The following is a 19,375-nucleotide window of genomic DNA, read 5'->3' as shown; positions in this document are numbered from 1 at the left end:
CCGCACCCGGTTGTTGCGGTGCGCAGTGTATCATAACTTGCGCCGCAACCTAAGGATCGAGGATCGGACCCGATGCCGGCACCGCTCACGCTCTACCTCGCCGCGCCGCGCGGCTTTTGCGCCGGTGTCGACCGGGCGATCAAGATCGTCGAGATGGCGCTCGAGAAATGGGGCGCGCCCGTCTATGTGCGCCACGAGATCGTGCACAACCGCTTCGTCGTGGACGGGCTGCGCGCGAAAGGAGCCGTCTTCGTCGAGGAGCTTGACGATTGCCCTGACGACCGGCCGGTGATCTTCTCCGCGCATGGCGTACCCAAGGCGGTGCCGGCAGAGGCGGCACGGCGCGAAATGACCTTCGTGGATGCCACCTGCCCGCTCGTCTCGAAGGTCCATATCGAGGCGGAGCGGCACCATCAAAACGGCCTTCAAATGGTGATGATCGGACATGCGGGCCATCCCGAGACGCTCGGCACGATGGGCCAGCTTCCCGACGGCGAAGTGCTGCTGGTGGAAACCGTCGGCGACGTCGCACATCTCACGCCGCGCGATCCCGACAAGCTGGCATTCATCACCCAGACCACGCTGTCGGTCGACGACACGGCTGATATCGTCGGCGCGTTGAATGCGCGTTTCCCCGTGATCGTTGGACCGCACAAGGAAGACATTTGCTACGCCACGACGAACCGGCAGGAGGCTGTAAAGGCCATCGCCCCCGGTATTGACGCGCTTCTGGTGATCGGGGCGCCGAATTCGTCGAACTCCAAGCGCCTCGTCGAGGTTGGCCGCGCCGCCGGTTGCCCCTATTCGCAACTCGTCCAGCGGGCTGCGGACATCGATTGGCGGGCGCTTGACGGTATCCGCGCCGTCGGCGTGACGGCCGGTGCCTCGGCGCCCGAAGTGCTCGTGAACGAAGTCATCGACGCCTTCCGCGCCCGCTTCGATGTGAGGGTAGAGCTTGTGGAAACCGCGAAGGAGCGGGTCGAGTTCAAGGTGCCGCGCGTGCTGCGAGAACCTGCATGAACGCGGACAGCCGGACCCTTGCGGTTTACGACGCGAAGGCTTCGGAATATGCCGCGCGTTTCGGTTCTGACCGGCCCGACCGGCACTTGCAGAGCTTTATAGACGCGCTGCCGAAAGGCGCCTGCGTTCTCGACCTCGGCTGCGGGCCGGGCGATGCCGCCGCCTTCATGCGCGCCGCCGGGCTGGCGCCCGATCCGGTCGACGGCTCGGCCGAGATGGTGCGGCTCGCCAACGCGCACCATGCGATCCGCGCGCGCCTCGCGACGTTCGACGAAATCGACGGCGTGGCAATCTATGACGGCATTTGGGCGAACTTCTCGCTTCTCCATGCGGCGCGCGGTGATGTGCCGGGCCATCTGGCAAGCCTTCACCGCGCAATGAGGCCGGTCGGGCTGTTCCATATCGGGATGAAGACCGGGACCGGCGAAGCACGCGACACGCTTGACCGGTTCTACACCTACTATTCCCGCGACGAACTTCTGGGCCTTCTCGGCGACGCGGGGTTCACGGTCACCTCTATCGAGGAAGGGGCCGAGCGCGGTCTGGCGGGGACGCTCGATCCCTGGATCGTCATGCGCGCCCATGCCTGAGCTTGTCGCCTATACCGACGGGGCCTGCTCGGGCAATCCCGGCCCGGGTGGCTGGGGTGTTCTGATGATCGCGCGGAATGGCGACCGAGTTCTGCGCGAACGCGAACTGAAGGGCGGCGAGGCGCAGACCACGAACAACCGGATGGAGCTCTTGGCGGCGATCACCGCACTCGAAACGCTGACGCGGCCCTCGGCGATCACGATCGTGACGGACTCGGCCTACGTGAAGAACGGCGTCACGACATGGATCCATGGCTGGAAACGGAACGGCTGGCGCACGGCCGACAAGAAGCCGGTCAAAAATGCTGACCTGTGGCTTCGATTGGACGAGGCGCAGGCCCGCCACGACGTGACGTGGGAATGGATCAAGGGCCATGCCGGCCATCCCGAGAACGAGCGCGCCGACGAACTCGCGCGCAAGGGCATGAAACCGTTCAAGCCGAAGAAGCCGAAAAAAGCCGCCGATGACCCTGCTTGAGCTGCTCGACTACGCCTCGGTCTTCATCTTCGCGCTGACCGGCGCGCTGGTGGCGAGCCGCGCGCAGCTCGACATCGTCGGTTTCGCCTTCGTCGCGAGCCTGACCGCCGTCGGCGGCGGCACGGTGCGCGACGTCTTGCTCGACCGCCACCCAATCTTCTGGGTTGCCGCACCGTCCTTCATCGCGGTCGCGGTGGCGGCCGCGATCCTCGTCTTCTTCACGGCGCACCTCTTCGAGAGCCGGCTGAAAGTTTTGACCTGGCTCGATGCCTGCGCCCTGTCGGTCGCCGTTCCGGCAGGAACAGGGGTCGCGCTGGCGCTTGGCGCGCATTGGGGGATCGTGTTGCTGATGGGTGTGGCGACGGGCTGCTTCGGCGGGCTGATGCGCGATGTCGTTTGCAATGAGGTGCCGCTGGTGCTGAAGCAGGGCGAACTTTACGTCACCGCCGCCTTTTCCGGGGCGGCGGCGGCGCTGGTGGCAACGCAGTTTCTGCCGATCGGGCTCGCCCTTCTTGTCTGCGCCGGGACGACCTTCACGCTGCGCGCCGGCAGCCTGATCTTCGGCTGGAGCCTGCCGGTCTACAGATCGCGCCCGCCGCGCAGCTAGCGGCGTCTCGGTCCGTAGGTCTGCCAGAGCCAGATCAGTGCCATCGCCCCGAGCACGGCGCCCACGAAGCCGCCGAGCCAGCCCGAGACGGTCAGGATGAAGCGCAGCACCAGCCCGCCCGTGATGGCGCCCAGCACCCCGATCCCGACGGTCGAAAGCAGATCCGCCTCAACGCCCATGATCCGCGTGGCGATATAGCCCGCCGCCGCGCCGATGATGATCAGTCCGATGATGCCCATGTCCTGCCCCCCATGTCCCTCAATATGGGGCGGACGCGGCCGCGTGTGAATGCTCACTCCATTCGGTCGGGCAGATGCAGCCCCTTCAGCACCTCCGACGCCGGCATGGCCTTCTTTCCTTCACGCTGCGCCTCTGTAACTTCGACCGCGCCCGTGCCGCAGGCGATGGTGAACCCGCCGAGCACCTCGCCGGGAGCACCCTGTCCTTTCGCGAGACGCGAGCGGAGGAGCTTCACGCGCTCGCCAGCGACCGGGCACCATGCGCCGGGAAAGGGCGACAGCCCCCGGATCTGGCGGTCGACCTCTACCGCCGGGCGGGTCCAGTCGACCCGCGACTCGGCCTTGTCGATCTTGCTGGCATAGGTCACGCCCGCGTCGGGTTGGCGTATGGCATCCGTCCCGACACCTGTCCCGACAGCGTCGAGAACCGACAGGATCAGCCGCGCGCCCATCCCGGCCAGCCGGTCATGCAGATCGCCCGTCGTTTCCTCCGCCGCGATCTGCGTCCGCTCGCAGGCGACTACCGGCCCCGTATCGAGCCCCGCCTCCATCTGCATGATGCAGACGCCGGTCTCCGCATCCCCGGCCATGACCGCGCGGTGGATCGGCGCCGCCCCCCGCCAGCGCGGCAGGAGAGAGGCGTGGATGTTGAGGCAGCCTTTCGCAGGCGCATCCAGCACCGCCTGCGGCAGGATCAGCCCATAGGCGACGACGACGGCGACATCTGCCTTCAACGCGGCGAAGTCTGCCTGCTCGACTGCTCCCTTGAGGCTGACCGGGTGACGGACCGGCAGGCCCAGCGCCGCGGCTCTCGCCTGAACCGGGCTCGGCCGGTCCTTCTTTCCCCTGCCCGCAGGTCGCGGCGGCTGGGTGTAGACGCGGACGATGTCGTGCGCGGAATGAAGCGCCTCGAGCGCCGGGACGGAAAAGTCCGGCGTGCCCATGAAGACGACCCTCACGCGCGCCCCCTCAGCTTCTCCGCCTTGGCGACCAGCATCTTGCGCCGGAGGGGCGAAAGATGGTCGACGAACATCTTGCCGTTCAGGTGGTCGATCTGATGCTGGACGCTCGTCGCCCAAAGGCCCACGAAATCCTTCTCTTCGACTCCCTCGTCCTCGTTCAGGAAGCGCACGGTCACCGCGCGGGGCCTTTCGATGACCGCCGAGATGCCCGGCAGGTTCGGACTCGCCTCCTCGTGTTTGCGCATCTGGGTCGAGGCGTGGAGCACTTCCGGGTTGGCCATCTTGACCGCCTGCCCGCGCTTGTCCGAACAATCGACGACGGCGAGCCGCATCATGATCCCGATCTGCGGCGCGGCGAGACCGTAACCCGGCATGGCGTCCATTGTCTCGACCATGTCGTCCCAAATCATCCGGACCGTTTCGGTCACCGCCGCGACCGGCTCTGCCGTAGTCCGCAGACGCTTGTCGGAATAGGGAACGAAGGGCCTGACCGTCACAAGCGCGCCTTTTCGCGCTTCAGCTTCTGCATCTTGCGCGTGATGAGCTGGCGCTTGAGCGGCGTCAGGTAATCTATGAAGAGCTTGCCGTTCAGGTGGTCGATCTCGTGCTGGACGCAGGTCGCCCAAAGACCGGCGAACTGCTCTTCCTGCGCGGCACCCTCGAGATCCATCCAGCGCACCTTCACCTCGGCGGGCCGGGTGACGTCGGCGTATTGCTCGGGGATCGAAAGGCAGCCTTCCTCGTAGGTGTTCGTCTCGTCCGAGGTCCACGTCACCTCGGGATTGATCAGCACCATCGGGCGCGGCTTGGCCTCGGGATCCTTGATGCAGTCCATCACGAGCATCCGCTGCATGACCCCGACCTGCGGCGCCGCGAGCCCGACGCCCGGCGCGTCGTACATCGTCTCAAGCATGTCCGCGGCAGTGGCGCGCAATTCGTCCGTGAGCTCGGTCACGGGATCGCAAAGCTTCTTCAGGCGCGGATCAGGATGGATCAGGATCGGGCGTATCGTCATGCGCCCCGATTTAGGCCAAGCCTCAGGCGCGTGCAATGCCGCCCGCACCCTCTTGCGCCGGACACCCCGATGGCTAACCTGCGCGCGGATCAGAGGGACCATCATGAATTTCGACGAACTCATCGACTTCCGCGGGCAGCACTCCGAAAAGTGGGACACGATGGAGGACAAGCTCGGCGTGTCGTCCGAGGACGGGCTGGCCATGTGGGTGGCCGACATGGATTTCCGTCAGCCACAGGGCATGATCGACACGGTCAAGCGCCTGGCCGACAGCGCGCTCTTCACCTATTTCGGCGACAAGACCGAGTACGACGCCGCAATCCAGTGGTGGATGAAGACGCGCCACGGCTGGGACGTGGACGCGAAGGCGATCTTCACGACGCATGGCATCGTCAACGCGGTGTCGCTCTGTCTTGAATGCTACACGAAGCCCGGCGACGGGGTGGTGATATTCACCCCCGTCTATCACGCCTTCGCCCGCGTGATCCGCGCCAACGACCGGCGCTTGGTCGAATGCCCGCTCGCCATCCGCGACGGCATGTACGCGATGGATTTCGACGCCTGGGACGCGCAGATGACAGGCGGCGAAAAGATGGCGATCCTCTGTTCGCCGCATAATCCCGGCGGCCGGGTCTGGACACGGGAAGAGCTTCAGGGCATGGCCGAGTTCGCCAAGCGCCACGACCTGATCCTGGTCTCGGACGAGATCCATCACGACCTCGTCTATCCCGGCCGCAAGCACATCGCCATGCCGCTTGTCGATCCGGGGATCGCCGACCGGCTGATCATGCTCACCGCGACGTCTAAGACCTTCAACGTGGCCGGTATGCATTGCGGAAATGCGATCATTCACGATGAGGCGCTCAGGGCAGCTTTCGCGCGCCGCATCCACCAGCTTTCGATCTCGCCCAACTCGATGTCGATGCATATGACGCCCGCGCTCTACTCACCCGAGGGCGCGGACTGGGTCGATGGGCTAACCCGCTATCTCGACGCAAACCATCGCCGCATGCTGGACGGGATCAACGCGGTCCCCGGGCTGAAGATGATGCCGATGCAGTCCACCTACCTCGCCTGGGTCGACTTCGCGGGCACCGGCATGGCGCGCGAGGAATTCGTGGGCCGCGTCGCGCAAGGCGCGAAGATCGCGGCGAGCCCGGGTCCGGTCTTCGGCCTGGGGGGCGAGAGCTACCTGCGCTTCAACATCGCCATGCCGCGGGCGCGGATCGACGACGCGGTGGAGCGGATGCAGAGGGCTTTCGCCGACCTGCAATAAGCGAGTTGCGTCAGGTGCGCGGCAGATAGCCCTTGGGCGCATCGTCGTCGCGCGCGTAGTCGAGCGCGGGACCTTCGCGCGCCTCGGTCGAGCGCTTCATCGTGCAGATGAGCTCGCCACCCTCCACCCCGGAGGCCACGATCAGCGACTGGTAGAGATGGCGCGGCCCGTCGTAGATGTCGACGAGTCCCCTCAGATGCTCGACCTGGTCGGCGTCGAGCGCGAAGCCGGTATCCCAGAACCGCAGGATCGGATAGACGTCGTCATCCGCGTGCACGCAGAGTCTCGAGCGCCGCCGCATCTCGCGTTTTCGCGCCTCTTCAAGCCCGGCGCGCACCTCGTCCGGCAGATAGTCCGTCATCACACCTTCCCCCAGAACCACAAGAATGAACCTTTTTCCGTCAGAATCAAGCTTTTGCGCCCTACCGCCGGCAGTCCTGCGCTCAATAGGGTTCCGCAGGGTCACTCTGTTCGTTGTCGCCAGACAATCGCCGGGGCGTTTGTCTGTGCAAGGATGCAGAACGTTTCCGCGCCTCGGCCGGTTCCGGCGGAGGTGTCGCTTTCATATTTCTTATGCCAAGCGGCGACGGAGGAACGGCAAGCATGGGTAAGCTCATCGACGGCAGATGGTCGGCTGACGGAAACGGTTCCGCCCCCACGGACGGTGCGTTCCGTCGAGCCGAGTCCACCTTCCGCAACTGGGTCACGCCTGACGGCGCGCCCGGCCCCTCGGGCCAAGGAGGCTTTCGCGCCGAGGCCGGGCGCTACCACCTCTACGTGTCCTACGCCTGTCCCTGGGCTCATCGCACGCTGATCTTCCGCGCGCTCAAGGGGCTCACGGACCTGATCGGCGTCTCGGTGACCCATCCGGATTTGCTGGACGACGGCTGGACCTTCCGCACCGATTTTCCCGGCGCGACGGGCGACACGCTCCACGGCACGGAGTTCCTCCGTGATATCTATCTCCGCGCCGAGCCGGGGATGACAGGCCGGGTCAGCACACCGGTGCTCTGGGACGGGAAGCGCGGCACGATCGTGTCGAACGAAAGCGCCGAGATCATCCGCATGTTCAATTCCGCCTTCGACCACCTCACCGGCAACACGGACGACTACTGGCCGGAAGATCTGCGCGCGGCGATCGAACCCGTGAACGCGCGCATCTACGACACGGTCAACAACGGCGTCTACAAGGCGGGTTTCGCTACTCGGCAGGGCCCTTACGACGCTGCCGTCGCGGCTTTGTTCGACTCTCTCGACTGGCTCGAGGACCGGCTATCGCGGCAGCGCTGGCTTATGGGCGACCGGCTGGCAGAAGCGGACTGGCGGCTCTTCCCGACGCTCGTGCGCTTTGACAGCGTCTATCACACGCATTTCAAGTGCAACCGGCGGCGGTTGATCGACTACGAGAACCTCTGGGACTACACGCGTGCCCTCTATCAGCATCCCGGCGTCGCCGCGACGGTGCGGCTCGATCACATCGTGCGCCACTACTATTTCAGCCACGAGAGCATCAATCCGCACCGGATCATTCCGATCAATCCGATCCTGGATTTTGACTCCCCCCACAGGCGCGGCTGAGGCTCAGCCGGTGCTGCCGTAGTGTTCCACCACCGCCGCGAGGTCTTCGGGCGGCGTGGCACTCGGCAGGAAAGCGCAGGCGTTCGGAATGTGCTGAAAGATCGAACCGTCCGAGAAGAAGCTGGTATTCGTGACAAAGACGACGCGCGTGGACGGATGGCGGTAGCTCGCATAATCGGCGACCGCGATGGCGCTGCCTTCCTCGAGAACGAGGTCGAGCACGATCACTTCGACGGACTGCGCCTCGAGAAACGCCACGGCCTCGGCCTGGCCGCGTGCGATGCGGACCTCTGCCGAGAACCGCTCCAGATGGCGTTTCCAAAGCCAGCCGAGGTTGGGATCGCTTTCCACGATGAGAACGCGCATGGCTATCCTCGCCTACCGCCGGGCCTCCCTATCAGACCCTTTTCGTATTGTTTGTTAGAGGATCGTGAACAATGATTAATCAAGTGTTAACGGACGTCTTCATGTCGGCGGGAAACCGCGTATTGCCGCCTCCGCCCGGTGCGCTAGTCTGAGCCGCGCCAGACAGGAGATGACCATGCGCCTACCCGCTATCGCCCTTGCTTTCACCATGTCGAGTCAGGCCGCGCTCGGCTGCGGCGGCAATTTCGGCAGCTTCGTCGCCGAACTCAAATCCGAGGCCGTCGCGCGCGGTCATGCGCCGGCGCGCGTCGAAGCATTCTTCGCGGGCGTGCGCCAGGACAGCCGGGTGTTGAAGGCGGACCGCTCCCAGGGGGTTTTCCAAAAGAACTTCATCGACTTCTCACGTGCCGTGATCAGCAAGAACCGGTTGGTGAACGGCCAGCGCAACGCGCAGCGCTATCAGAGCGTCTTCCAGCGCGTCGCGCGGGATTACGGCGTGTCGCCGGGCGTGCTGCTGGCATTCTGGGCGCTTGAAACCGACTACGGTGCGGTTCAGGGCGATTTCAACACGCTGAACGCGCTCGTCACGCTGTCACATGACTGCCGGCGGCCCGCGCTGTTCCGGCCGCAGATCTTCGCGGCCCTCGAACTTCACCAACGCGGCGATTTCGATCCGGCGCGCACGAAGGGCGCCTGGGCGGGCGAGATCGGCATGGTCCAGATGCTGCCGGAGGACATTCTCAGGAACGGCGTCGACGGTGACGGCGACGGCAAGGTCAGCCTCAAGACGTCGCCGCCCGACGCGCTGATGAGCGGGGCGCGGATGCTACGGGGGCTTGGTTGGCGGTCCGGCGAGCCGTGGCTTCAGGAGATCGTGGTGCCCGAAGGGCTCGATTGGTCGAAGACGGGGCTGCAGACCCAGCTACCGGTTACTGAATGGGCCCGCATGGGTGTGAAGGGGCGCTCAGAAGCGCTCGCGCAGGGGCTGAGAGGGTCGGTCCTGCTGCCCATGGGACGGAAGGGACCGGCCTTCATGGCCTATCCGAACTTCCACGTCTATTTCGAATGGAACAAGAGCTTCGTCTATGTCACTACAGCCGCCTATTTCGCGACCCGGCTGGAGGGCGCCCCGCCCTATGACGCGGGCAATCCCGAGGCCGGACTGTCGCCGAACCAGATGCAGGCGCTCCAGCAGAAGCTGCAGGCGCGGGGGCACGACGTCGGCGGCATAGACGGCATCCTGGGCGCAAAGACGCGTGAAGCTGTCCAGAAGGAGCAAATCCGCCTCGGACTGCCGGCGGATGCCTGGCCGACGCGCGCCCTGCTGGCCGGTCTTTGACCGGCCGACTGCGCCCCAATCAATCGGGACGTCGCGCCGGCGCGCCTCAGCACGCCAACGAAAGCACGTCGGCGACGATACCTGCCTTGCAGGTTTTCGCCCCCTGCGCGTGGCCCGGTTCGATCCCAGCGATGGCGAGGAGCAGGAACATGACGGCGATGGACAGTGATTCACGCATCGGAATACCTCGTGGCTTTGTTCACTTCCTGTTCTAGGAGTTAACTATTAACGCGCCGTTACGCCTGCGTGCGCGGCCGCGTGGCTCAGAGGACGAGGATTCGTCAGTGAACGCTCCGCCCCGCGCCTGATTGCCATACGTTCTGCCGACGCGCCGCCGAGAACGTTTTCTGCGCATGCGAAAGGACGCTTGCACGCCGCAGCGCAATATTCTATCCGAACGCTGACAATTCACGAAACTTCCTTGCCGAAGGATCCGCCCCATGAGCTTCCGCATCCAGCCCCCCGCTCCCTCCCGTCCGAACCGCTGCCAACTCTTCGGGCCGGGCTCCCGCCCCCAGATTTTCGAGAAGATGGCGGCTTCGGCAGCCGATGTGATCAACCTCGACCTGGAAGATTCCGTGGCCCCCGACGATAAGCCAGAGGCGCGCAGGAACATCATCCAGGCGATCCGCGACGTGGACTGGGGCGACAAGTATTTGTCCGCTAGGATCAACGGCCTGGACACACCCTACTGGTATCGCGACGTCGTGGACCTGCTTGAGCAGGCCGGCGACAGGCTGGACCAGATCATGATCCCCAAGGTGGGCTGCGCGGCGGACGTCTACGCCGTTGACGCTCTCGTTGCGGCCATCGAGGCGGCGAAGGGACGGAAAAAACCCATCTCACTGGAAGTCATCATCGAGTCCGCCGCCGGAATCGCTCATGTCGAGGAGATTGCGGCCGCCTCGCCGCGCCTTCACGCGATGAGCCTCGGCGCTGCCGACTTCGCCGCCTCGATGGGAATGCAGACGACCGGCATCGGTGGCACGCAGGAGAACTACTACATGCTCCGCGAGGGGGCCCAGCACTGGTCCGATCCCTGGCACTGGGCCCAGGCCGCGATCGTCGCGGCCTGCCGCACACATGGCGTCCTGCCGGTTGACGGACCGTTCGGCGATTTCTCCGATGACGAGGGCTTTCGCGCCCAGGCGCGGCGGTCGGCGACACTCGGCATGGTCGGCAAATGGGCGATCCACCCCAAGCAGGTCGCCTTGTGCAACGAGGTTTTCACGCCGTCGGAGGAGCAGGTGACGGAAGCGCGCGAGATTCTGGCGGCGATGGAGAAGGCCAAGGCCGAGGGCGCAGGCGCGACAGTTTACAAGGGGCGGCTTGTCGATATCGCCTCGATCAAGCAGGCCGAGGTGATCGTTCGGCAGTCGGAGATGATCGCGGGGTGAGGCCCGTCATGCCACCGCGGGCAACCGCGGGCGCGAGCGCAAGAGGATCATCAATACGATCCCGAGGTTGAGGAGGTTCCATGCGATGCCGTTGACGAACGCTATCTGGTAGGATCCGGTAAGGTCATAGATCCAGCCCGACATCCAGCCGCCGAGCGCCATGCCGATGATCGTCGCCATCATCACGAAGCCGACCCGGGCGCCAGCCTCCCGCGCCGGCAGGTATTCCCGCACGATGACGGCATAGGAGGGGACGATCCCGCCCTGCGACAGGCCGAATATCAGGCTCACGACATAAAGCGAGGTGAGCCCTGCCGAGGGCAGGTAGAGCACCAGCGCCACCGCCTGCAGCGCCGAGCCGATCAGGAGCGTCCGCACCCCACCCAAGACGTCCGCGAGCAGCCCCGAGGCGACCCGCGAGGCGACGCCGCCCAGAAGCATCAGCGACAGCATTTCCGCCCCTACGGTCTGGCCGAAGCCGAGATCGACGCAGTAGGCGACGATATGGACCTGCGGCATCGACATCGCCACGCAGCAGCCGACGCCGGCGAGTGCCAGCAGCCATTGCAGCGCCCGGGGGCTGAGGCCCGTCGTCGCCGCGCGCTCGGCGGCGATGCGGGTGGTGTGGTGCGACAGGTCCTCGGGCAGCCCCCTGCGGAGAAGAAGCGCCAGCGGGATCACCACGGCGAGGGTCAGCGCGGCGAGGAAGAGATAGACCGCCCGCCAGCCGTCGCTCTCCAGCAGTCCCGACAGCGCCACGGGCCAGATCGCGCCCGAGAGGTAGTTGCCGCTCGCCACCAGCGCCACCGCGATGCCGCGACGCTTCAGGAACCATTGCGAGACATCGGCGATCAGCGGGCCGAAGCTTGCCGCCGTGCCGAAGCCGATCGCAAAATGCGCCGCCGTCAGCAGAATCATCGACCCGCTCGCTGCCGCGAGCCCGTAACCCGCTGCGATCAGAATCGCCGCGCCGGTCAAGGCCACCGCCATCCCGAACCGGTCCACCGCCCGGCCGATCTGGAAATTGCCGAGCGCGAAGCCCACCATCGTCACCGTATAGGGCAAGGTGGCGTCCGCCCGGTCGATCCCGAACTCCGCCTGCATCGCCGGCATGATCAGGATCACCGCCCACATGCCGACATTGCCGACAATGCCCACGAGAAGCGAAACCCCGAGGCGGAGCCACGACGCGCGGCTGTCGAGTGCGATCCGGTCATGCATGCCGGCGCTGACGCTAGTGGCGCCCTGGATGCTTGTCCATCGGCCTTCGCGCAGAGTTGCATTGCGTGACGGCTCCCGTCATACAGGCCGGTGACCGTTGGGGAGAGCGCGATGAACTACCTCGAATTCGAGAAGCCGCTGGCCGAGATCGAAGGCAAGGCCGAAGAGCTGCGCGCGCTGGCCCGCAAGAACGAGGGGATGGACGTCACGAAGGAAGCCGCCGCACTCGACAAGAAAGCGGCCGACATGCTGCGCGACCTCTACAAGAACCTCGATCCCTGGCGGAAATGCCAGGTTGCGCGACACCCAGACCGGCCGCATTGCAAGGACTACATCGACACGCTCTTCACGGAATTCACCACGCTCGCCGGCGACCGCAATTTCGCCGATGATCAGGCGATCATGGGTGGTCTCGCGCGCTTCAATGACCAGCCCGTGATGGTGATCGGGCAAGAAAAGGGCTCCGACACGAAAACCCGGATCGAGCGCAATTTCGGTATGGCCCGGCCCGAAGGGTACAGGAAGGCCATCCGGTTCATGGACCTCGCCGATCGCTTCCGCCTGCCCGTCATCACGCTCGTGGACACGCCCGGCGCCTATCCAGGCAAGGGTGCGGAAGAACGCGGGCAGTCCGAGGCCATCGCGCGGTCGACCGAGAAATGCCTGCAGATCGGCGTGCCACTGATCTCGGTCGTGATCGGCGAGGGCGGCTCGGGCGGGGCGGTGGCGCTGGCGACCGCGAACCGGGTCGCGATGCTCGAGCATTCGATCTATTCGGTGATCACCCCCGAAGGCTGCGCCTCGATCCTGTGGAAGGATGCCGAGCGGATGCGCGAGGCAGCCAATGCGCTTCGCCTGACCGCGCAGGATCTCTTGAAGCTCGGCGTCATCGATCGGATCATCGAGGAACCGTTCGGTGGCGCCCAGCGCAAGCGCGACGAAGCGATCGCGAGCGTTGGCAAGGCGATCGGCGCGATGCTCGAAGAATTGTCGGGTAGAAAGCCGGCCGATCTCGTCAAGGACAGGCGCGAGAAGTTCTTGAACATGGGGTCCAGGGGACTGGCCGCCTGATCGGTCTGGCTGCCGACCTGTAGTGCGACGGCTCGTAGTCCACGGCGTCGGGCGGTCTTGCCTACGTAGCCATGGAAGGTCTCAGCCGGGCAGTCGGGGCCCTAATGCCGCCTTTCACCAGCGCTGGATAGCCGGCCTCCTCGGCAGGGCGAAATCGCGGCGATGCCGGCTACAGTGACCCATCGATCAATGGGCCAGCCTGCGGCGTCCCTCGACCAGCGGAATCGTGATCAGTGCCCCGGCCCACATCGCGGCGCCCGCCAACCACGCGGTAACAGAGAAAAGCGCGCCACCTGACACCGCTGCGCCCACCGCGCAGCCCCCGGCGAGCATGCTGCCGAAGCCCATCAGGAAGGCGCCGACGAGGTAGCGCTCCATCGGCGCGTCAGGTCCGAAGCGCTGGATGCTGAACTGGCGCGACAGAAGTGCTGCGACGAAGGCGCCGAGCACCACGCCCGGCACAAGGCCGACACCGAAGGTCAGGGGCAAGCTCGGTGAATTGACGAGCCCCATGAGCGTATCGGTCGACGGACCGGTGAAGGTGATGCTCGTGACGGGCACGACATCAAACGACACGGCGGCGATCCGGGCGGTAAATATCCAACCCACCGCAACTACGAGACCCACGAACATCGCCGCGACGGGGCGCGTCGGCAGCTCTCCCGGCTGGCGTAGCGCGGCGAGCATAGCCGCAGCAAGCGCGATGGCAAACACCAGTGCCGCGATGCCGGGACCGAAGCCGAACCTCGAGAGCAGGTCGCGCGCTGCTCCACCTTCTACCAGCCATAGCCGCGTCAAGCTCTCGCGCGCAGGCGAAAGCGCGCCTCGAAGGCTCGCCTGCGCCACCAGCGTCACCACGAGCCCGGTCACGATTGCGCGCAGGTTGCCCGTGGCCGAGAGAACGAGCAGCCGACTCACGCAGCCGCGCGCCAGAATCATTCCGGCCCCGAAGAGCAGTCCGCCGATGATGGCGCCCGACAAGCTGCCGGTCTGCGCCAGTTGGCGCGCGGCGGACAGGTCGGCGTATCCCAGCGCGACCGCGCCCTGCGTCGCCGCGACGGCCGCAGAGAAGGCGATAACCCAGACGAGCATTTGCGGCCCCACCCGCAGCGCCGCAATCTCCTGTGTTGCCGAGCGCAGACAGAAGCGCGAATGCTGCGCGGCCGCACCGAAGAGACCGCCCACGGACAGACCGAGCGCGAAGAGAACCGCGCTCTCGCCGAAACGGTCGACAAGGGTATCCAGCATAGCCTCTCCTGACTGACAAGACCGGCTCTAATCCGGATCGTCAGGGGTCGCCATGACTTCGGTCAAATCCTCAGCGGCGGTCACTCGCCCACGGCTTCGCGCGAAATCGTGTCAAGCAGCGCCTGCACGTCCTGCATCGGGCCGTCGGGCAGATTGCGGTAGCCCACCGTCACGGCACCTTCCCGATCGGTCACGAATATCCCGTAAGGGCAGTGGGCGACGTTCATCGGGTCGGCCTCCATCACCTTCCGCGAGATCTGCGCCGAGCAGAAGATGAAGGTGTCCGCCGCGTCGAAGATCTTCACGTCGCTGCCCACATCCGCGCCGGTCCGGTTCAGCATCTCGCCCACATGGCTCACGTAGTCGATCACCAGGCCCTGTCCGATGATGGCGTTCTCGACGGCGAAGGTCGCGTCCTCGAACGTGCCGTCAAACGTGTATGTGGTGGCATCCTGCGCAGCAGCTACGCTCGCGGAAACCGCAAACACCGCGACCGCGGTCCTCACTCCTTGAATCATGAACCAGTCCTCCGTGGTTGAACATTTACGCGTCTTCGAGGGAGGGAGCGGCGCTGAGGCGCGCCGCCCCATGGCCGTCAGCCGAAGATGTCGGCCGTGATCCCGGCATACCAGCCGAGGCTTTCCTCATAGGTGGCCTTGCGCAGATCGGCGTCCTCGCCGGTCTGGCTGATGAAGCTGTCCACGCTGGCGATCTTCTCGTCCGTCGCCTCGTAAGATGCGCCAACCTTTACACCGTCATCGGTCCCGATCAGCGACCAGCAGGTATTGGAGTACTTCGCCGGGAACGCCTTGGAATCCGTCAGTTCCGCCCGGATGTTCATCGCCGCGACCTTCGCCTGGCTGTTGGCCGAGAAGCCGGATTTCGGCATGTCGCCCTGGGAAGAGGCATCGCCCAAGACAAAGACCTTCGGGTCGGCGCGGGTTGCCATGGAATGCGGATCGACCGGCGCCCAGCCGGACACGTCCGTCACGCCGGCGGCCGCCGCGATTTCCCCCGCCTTCTGGCCGGGAATGACGTTGCACACATCGACTTTCTCGACCTCGCCGTCGATCACGACCTCCATCGCGTCGGGTCGGACCTCGACCTTGTCGCCGCCGAAATCCGGGCCGATGCGGGTGATCATGCCGGGGTAGTGCTTTTCCCAGCCTTCCTCGAAGAGCCCCTGCTTGGAGAACTTCTCCTTCGGATCGACGATCAGGATCTTGGAGTTCGGATTATTCTGCTTGAGAAGATGCGCCACCATGGAGATGCGCTCATACGGGCCCGGCGGGCAGCGGTAGGGATTGGGGGGTGCCACCATGCAGAACGTGCCGCCTTCCGGCATCGCCTCGATCTGCGATTTCAGAAGCTGGGTCTGGGGGCCCGCCTTGTAGGCATGCGGCATGATCTCGGCCTGCGACAGGTCCCAGCCGGGCACCGAGCCGTCGACGAAGTCGATTCCCGGCGCGATGACGAGACGGTCGTAGTTCAACACCTCGCCGCCCGCGAGCGTCACGGTGCCCGCGTCGCGGTCGACGCCCGCCGCCATGTCGCGGGCAAGCGTGATGCCATAATCGGAGGCGAGCTTGTCGTAGCTATGGCCGAGGCTTTCGAAGTCGCGAAAACCACCGAGATAAAGGTTGGAGAAGAAGCATGTGTAGTAGATTTCCGAAGGCTCCACGAGCGTCACGTCGATTGCGCTGTCGCTGTCCTTGGCGATGTAGCGCGCGCATGTCGCGCCGCCTGCGCCGCCGCCGATCACCACGACGCGCGGTTTCGTCTGACCGAAGACCGCGGGTGAGGCGAGGACCGCGCTCGAGGCCGCGATGGTTCCGAGAAATCCACGTCTGTTCAATGTCATTTCTTCCTCCCTTGTCGTCTTACTCCGTCAAAGCTGCAAAGTACGCGGCAAGCGCGGCGATCTCTTCCTCGCTCAGCCGGCCGGACATCATCTGCATGACGGGATGCGGGCGCAGCTTCTGCTTGTAGGCATGCATCGCGAGGACGAAATCCTCCTCCGGCCAGAGCGTGATCGAAGGAATGCCTTCATCCGCGCCATCCGCACGATGGCAGGTTTTGCATTCCGAAGCGAGATATTCGCCAAATTCGGGATCGCCCTTCAATGCGAGGACGTCGGCTGGCAGTTCGGGCAACGTGCGGCGCGCCGTCGGCTCCGCCTCGGGGATGTCGCGGGGTTTGTCAGAGAAGTCGCGTAGGAACGCGAGCAGATCTGCGCGCTCGGCTGCGTCCCTAAGCCCGGGGTACGACATGCGAGTTCCGGAGGCGAAAGTGCGCGGATTGGCAATGTAGGCATCGAGCGTCTCGAGCGTCCAGGTGAGCCCGTCCCGCCCCGCCCGGGTGAGGCTTTTCGAATAGCGGAAATCGTCATGGCTCGCGGCACGGCGGCCAAAGATGCCGTTGAGCTTCGGGCCGATGCTGTGTTCGGCTTCAGGCCCAATTGCGTGGCAGCCCGAACATTCGCCCCAGATTTCCGCCCCACGTTCGGCATCGCCGATTTCCGCGGCGGGCGCGCTGCGGCCACCAAGCGCTCCGCAGAACGCTAGGCTGAGGGCGAGGCACGTGACAAAACCCCGCCCGCTCATGTCAGCCCTCGAACGAGGCGAGGTAAGCGATCACGGCCTCGATCTCATCAGGCTTCTTGAGCCCCGCAAAGGACATCTTCGTGCCCTTCATGTAACCCTTCGGATTGGCGAGAAACTCTGCGAGCGCCTCGTGCGTCCAGGCGAGACCATCGCCGGCCGCCGCCTGCATCGGCTTGGAATACCTGAAGCCGTCGACCGCACCGGCGGCCTGACCGACAATGCCATTCAGCATGGGCCCGGTGCCGTTCTTCGCGCCCTCGCCCACCTTGTGGCAGGCCTTGCATTTCTTGAACACCTTCTCGCCCGCCTCGACCAGAGCCGGATCGACGGCCATCTCATCGGACGCCGTTTCGGTCACTTCGGCCGCTGTCTCTTCGGCGGTGCTCTCGTCAGCGGGTGCGGCCTCTTCCGTGGCCGACGCCGCAGCTATTGTCAGATCGGGCAGCGTGCCTGCGGGTTTTCCGTCGGGATCTTCGGGCGTGACGCCCAGATCGACAGCGCGCTTGGTGACCTTCACCGGCTCGCGGCAGCTGTCCATGCACGGCGCGACCGAAAAGACCGGATACTCGGCCTCTGCCCGGTCATCGGGATAGAAGCCGCCGGCGTTCGGAAGCACAATTTCAGCAAAGTTGTCGCGGCTGAGTTCGAAGTCATCGTCCACGATCCCGTTCGAGTAGAGCAGGAAGGCGGTAATCGCGTAGGTCTCATCCGCGGTCACGGTCTGGGCCGCGCCAAACGGCATCGAGCGGTGGACGTAGTCCCAGACGGTTGAGGCGTAGGGCCAGTACGAGCCTACGGTCTTCACAGGGCGGCGGTCCCTCAGCGAGCCCTGCCCTCCGGCCAGCACCGGCCAGTTGTCGATGCCTTCGGCAAAGTCACCGTGGCAGGACGCGCATTTCTCGGCGAAAACCTCGTCGCCGGTGAAGACGTCGCCCGAACCTTCCGGCAGCCCCGTACCGTCGGGCAGGACGGCCACGTCCCAGGCCGCGATCTCTTCTGGCAGGGCCGGACGGCCGAGGCCAAGGGTTTCTGCAACCGCGGGCGCGGCGAGCCCTGAATAGGCGAGCGCCAGTCCGGCGAGGAGATTAAGCGACTTCGACATTCTCGACCTCCCCGTCGGCGCGGACCCACCAGGTCTGGATTCCGTTGTTGTGATAGACGTTGTTCAGCCCCCGGATCTCGCGCAGTTGATCCTTCGTCGGCTGGACATAGCCCGTCTCGTCGATGGCGCGGGACTGGAGGTACATCTCCGACCCGTCCCAGTCGATGTCGAGGTGGAACCGCGTCAGCGCCTTCGATTTGACGTCTCCGGTCAACCGGGCCGGCTGCCAACTCACGCCGCCATCGAGCGACACGTCGACGCGGTCGATCTTGCCGTTGCCCGACCAGGCGAGGCCGGTAATGACCAGCGGCCCCTTGCCGTGCCGGATCGGCGCCTGCGGCGAAGGCGAGGTGATGACGGATTTCGCATCCATCACCCAGGTCCACTTGCGCGCACGGCCGTCCTTCATCAGGTCGGTGTATTTCGACGTCTCCTCGCGGCTTTCCACCGCCTGATCGTAGACCCCGATGCGGCGCAGCCACTTTACCCACATGTTGCCTTCGAACCCGGGCACGACAAGCCGGACCGGATAGCCGTGCTCCTTCCTGAGCGCTTCGCCATTGGCGAAGAAGGCGACGAGCACGTCGTCCAACGCCTTCTCCAAAGGCATCGAGCGGCCGTTTGAAGAGGCGTCGGCGCCTTCGGCATAGATCCATTTGCCCTCCGGCTTCACGCCTGCCTCTTCGAGGAGCAGGCGCAGCGGCACGCCGGTATATTCCATGTTGTGGATCATGCCCTGCGTGAACTGACAGCCTTCGAGCTGCGCGCCGCCCCATTCCATGCCGCCATTGGCGGCGCATTCGCAGAACGCGGTGGTGATGGTGCGAGGGAACCGTGTGAGGTCCTCGTAGGTGAAGACCAACGGCCTCTCGACGAGGCCATTGATCATCAGCCGGTAATCCTGCTTGCTGAGTTCGATCGCTCCGGAGTGGTGGCGTTCGAAGGCACACCCTTGGGGGGTGATCGTGCCTTCAAGAGCGTGAATCGGCGTGAAATTGATCGAGGATACCGCGCTTTCGGTGAGCCATTCGACGTTGCGCCGAACGACGTGGGATTCGTAGTGGATCGGCATTCCGTAGGGCGTCGCGTCCACCGCATCACCGAAGGAGGACGCCCAGTCCTGCACCTCGGTGATCAGCGGATCGGCAGTTTGCGCCCGCGCGAAGCCCGCGGTCGCGACGGCGCCGCCGGCTGCCAGGCCCGCGCCGAGGAAGGCGCGGCGGCTGGTGCCTGCTTCATCGGTTTCAGACATTGAAACCTCCT

The 19,375-nt window shown here is 65.2% G+C and carries 23 protein-coding genes; 9 read left to right on the top strand and 14 right to left on the bottom strand.

The window, feature by feature from the left end; translation table 11 throughout:
- Positions 1–72 precede the first annotated feature (72 nt).
- Genes ispH through DEA8626_RS00445 form a run of 4 tightly spaced genes read left to right on the top strand, consistent with a single transcriptional unit; the run spans position 73 to position 2,695 of the window.
- Positions 73–1,020: a 4-hydroxy-3-methylbut-2-enyl diphosphate reductase gene (ispH, locus tag DEA8626_RS00460; RefSeq protein ID WP_108851120.1), complete on the top strand. Its 948-nt coding sequence runs from the start codon at positions 73–75 to the stop codon at positions 1,018–1,020.
- Positions 1,017–1,610: a class I SAM-dependent DNA methyltransferase gene (locus DEA8626_RS00455; RefSeq protein WP_108851119.1), complete on the top strand. Its 594-nt coding sequence runs from the start codon at positions 1,017–1,019 to the stop codon at positions 1,608–1,610. Before ispH ends, DEA8626_RS00455 begins: the two co-directional genes overlap by 4 nt.
- Complete coding sequence (rnhA, locus tag DEA8626_RS00450) at positions 1,603–2,088, top strand: ribonuclease HI (protein WP_108851118.1); 486 nt, start codon at positions 1,603–1,605, stop codon at positions 2,086–2,088. The genes DEA8626_RS00455 and rnhA overlap by 8 nt, the downstream gene beginning before the upstream one ends.
- Positions 2,075–2,695: a trimeric intracellular cation channel family protein gene (locus DEA8626_RS00445; protein ID WP_108851117.1), complete on the top strand. Its 621-nt coding sequence runs from the start codon at positions 2,075–2,077 to the stop codon at positions 2,693–2,695. Before rnhA ends, DEA8626_RS00445 begins: the two co-directional genes overlap by 14 nt.
- Here the strand turns inward: DEA8626_RS00445 and DEA8626_RS00440 are convergent.
- Genes DEA8626_RS00440 through def (DEA8626_RS00425) form a run of 4 tightly spaced genes read right to left on the bottom strand, consistent with a single transcriptional unit; the run spans position 2,692 to position 4,911 of the window.
- Entirely contained in the window at positions 2,692–2,934 is a 243-nt protein-coding gene (locus DEA8626_RS00440; RefSeq protein WP_108851116.1) for a GlsB/YeaQ/YmgE family stress response membrane protein, read from the bottom strand. The two genes, DEA8626_RS00445 and DEA8626_RS00440, sit on opposite strands and share 4 nt — an antisense overlap.
- A gap of 53 nt (positions 2,935–2,987) precedes the next feature.
- The gene (gene fmt, locus DEA8626_RS00435; RefSeq protein WP_108851115.1) at positions 2,988–3,893 is read right to left on the bottom strand and encodes a methionyl-tRNA formyltransferase; all 906 of its coding nucleotides are present in this window, start codon (positions 3,891–3,893) and stop codon (positions 2,988–2,990) included.
- The gene (def, locus tag DEA8626_RS00430) at positions 3,890–4,393 is read right to left on the bottom strand and encodes a peptide deformylase (protein WP_108851114.1); all 504 of its coding nucleotides are present in this window, start codon (positions 4,391–4,393) and stop codon (positions 3,890–3,892) included. Before def (DEA8626_RS00430) ends, fmt begins: the two co-directional genes overlap by 4 nt.
- Positions 4,390–4,911 (bottom strand): peptide deformylase, encoded by a 522-nt coding sequence (gene def, locus DEA8626_RS00425; protein ID WP_108851113.1) that lies wholly within the window; start codon positions 4,909–4,911, stop codon positions 4,390–4,392. Before def (DEA8626_RS00425) ends, def (DEA8626_RS00430) begins: the two co-directional genes overlap by 4 nt.
- Positions 4,912–5,014: 103 nt before the next feature.
- Here def (DEA8626_RS00425) and DEA8626_RS00420 point away from each other — a divergent pair, with 103 nt between their 5' ends.
- Positions 5,015–6,187 carry a MalY/PatB family protein gene (locus tag DEA8626_RS00420; RefSeq protein WP_108851112.1) on the top strand — a complete coding sequence of 391 codons (1,173 nt, stop codon included), beginning with the start codon at positions 5,015–5,017 and terminating at the stop codon, positions 6,185–6,187.
- Positions 6,188–6,197: 10 nt separating this feature from the next.
- Here DEA8626_RS00420 and DEA8626_RS00415 read toward each other — a convergent pair whose 3' ends face one another.
- Positions 6,198–6,548 (bottom strand): hypothetical protein, encoded by a 351-nt coding sequence (locus DEA8626_RS00415; RefSeq protein ID WP_108851111.1) that lies wholly within the window; start codon positions 6,546–6,548, stop codon positions 6,198–6,200.
- Positions 6,549–6,790: 242 nt separating this feature from the next.
- Here DEA8626_RS00415 and DEA8626_RS00410 point away from each other — a divergent pair, with 242 nt between their 5' ends.
- Positions 6,791–7,765, top strand: a complete 975-nt coding sequence (locus DEA8626_RS00410; RefSeq protein WP_108851110.1) for a glutathione S-transferase family protein — start codon at positions 6,791–6,793, stop codon at positions 7,763–7,765.
- 3 nt (positions 7,766–7,768) lie between these two features.
- Here the strand turns inward: DEA8626_RS00410 and DEA8626_RS00405 are convergent, their stop codons facing one another.
- Positions 7,769–8,131, bottom strand: coding sequence for a response regulator transcription factor (locus tag DEA8626_RS00405; protein WP_108851109.1), 363 nt, complete (start codon positions 8,129–8,131; stop codon positions 7,769–7,771).
- 175 nt (positions 8,132–8,306) lie between these two features.
- On the opposite strand from DEA8626_RS00405, the gene DEA8626_RS00400 reads away from it, so the two are divergent.
- The gene (locus DEA8626_RS00400; protein ID WP_108851108.1) at positions 8,307–9,470 is read left to right on the top strand and encodes a lytic murein transglycosylase; all 1,164 of its coding nucleotides are present in this window, start codon (positions 8,307–8,309) and stop codon (positions 9,468–9,470) included.
- A gap of 46 nt (positions 9,471–9,516) precedes the next feature.
- Here DEA8626_RS00400 and DEA8626_RS21535 read toward each other — a convergent pair whose 3' ends face one another.
- Positions 9,517–9,648 (bottom strand): hypothetical protein, encoded by a 132-nt coding sequence (locus DEA8626_RS21535; RefSeq protein ID WP_281261480.1) that lies wholly within the window; start codon positions 9,646–9,648, stop codon positions 9,517–9,519.
- Positions 9,649–9,910: 262 nt separating this feature from the next.
- Between DEA8626_RS21535 and DEA8626_RS00395 the strand changes: the two genes are divergently transcribed.
- The gene (locus tag DEA8626_RS00395) at positions 9,911–10,867 is read left to right on the top strand and encodes an L-malyl-CoA/beta-methylmalyl-CoA lyase (RefSeq protein ID WP_108851107.1); all 957 of its coding nucleotides are present in this window, start codon (positions 9,911–9,913) and stop codon (positions 10,865–10,867) included.
- 6 nt (positions 10,868–10,873) lie between these two features.
- Here the strand turns inward: DEA8626_RS00395 and DEA8626_RS00390 are convergent, their stop codons facing one another.
- Positions 10,874–12,088, bottom strand: a complete 1,215-nt coding sequence (locus DEA8626_RS00390; RefSeq protein WP_108851106.1) for an MFS transporter — start codon at positions 12,086–12,088, stop codon at positions 10,874–10,876.
- A gap of 111 nt (positions 12,089–12,199) precedes the next feature.
- On the opposite strand from DEA8626_RS00390, the gene DEA8626_RS00385 reads away from it, so the two are divergent.
- Positions 12,200–13,159, top strand: a complete 960-nt coding sequence (locus tag DEA8626_RS00385; RefSeq protein ID WP_108851105.1) for an acetyl-CoA carboxylase carboxyltransferase subunit alpha — start codon at positions 12,200–12,202, stop codon at positions 13,157–13,159.
- A gap of 186 nt (positions 13,160–13,345) precedes the next feature.
- On the opposite strand, the gene DEA8626_RS00380 is transcribed toward DEA8626_RS00385, so the two are convergent.
- From DEA8626_RS00380 to soxC, 6 genes are all read right to left on the bottom strand, one after another.
- Positions 13,346–14,407: a YeeE/YedE family protein gene (locus tag DEA8626_RS00380; protein WP_108851104.1), complete on the bottom strand. Its 1,062-nt coding sequence runs from the start codon at positions 14,405–14,407 to the stop codon at positions 13,346–13,348.
- Between the two features lie 80 nt (positions 14,408–14,487).
- Complete coding sequence (locus tag DEA8626_RS00375; protein WP_108851103.1) at positions 14,488–14,925, bottom strand: DUF302 domain-containing protein; 438 nt, start codon at positions 14,923–14,925, stop codon at positions 14,488–14,490.
- A 77-nt stretch (positions 14,926–15,002) separates the two neighbouring features.
- Complete coding sequence (locus DEA8626_RS00370; protein ID WP_108851102.1) at positions 15,003–16,268, bottom strand: NAD(P)/FAD-dependent oxidoreductase; 1,266 nt, start codon at positions 16,266–16,268, stop codon at positions 15,003–15,005.
- Between the two features lie 19 nt (positions 16,269–16,287).
- Positions 16,288–17,010, bottom strand: coding sequence for a c-type cytochrome (locus DEA8626_RS00365; RefSeq protein ID WP_108851101.1), 723 nt, complete (start codon positions 17,008–17,010; stop codon positions 16,288–16,290).
- 1 nt (position 17,011) lies between these two features.
- A complete protein-coding gene (locus tag DEA8626_RS00360) occupies positions 17,012–18,112 on the bottom strand; it encodes a c-type cytochrome (RefSeq protein WP_108851100.1) in 1,101 nt (366 codons plus the stop codon).
- On the bottom strand, positions 18,096–19,364 hold the full coding sequence (soxC, locus tag DEA8626_RS00355; protein ID WP_108851099.1) for a sulfite dehydrogenase: 1,269 nt from the start codon (positions 19,362–19,364) through the stop codon (positions 18,096–18,098). Before soxC ends, DEA8626_RS00360 begins: the two co-directional genes overlap by 17 nt.
- Positions 19,365–19,375 lie beyond the last annotated feature (11 nt).

Source organism: Defluviimonas aquaemixtae, from assembly GCF_900302475.1.
GTDB classification, from domain to species: Bacteria; Pseudomonadota; Alphaproteobacteria; order Rhodobacterales; family Rhodobacteraceae; genus Albidovulum; species Albidovulum aquaemixtae.
Note: the sequence above shows the minus strand (reverse complement) of the source record. Positions and strands in the feature narration are given on the sequence as shown.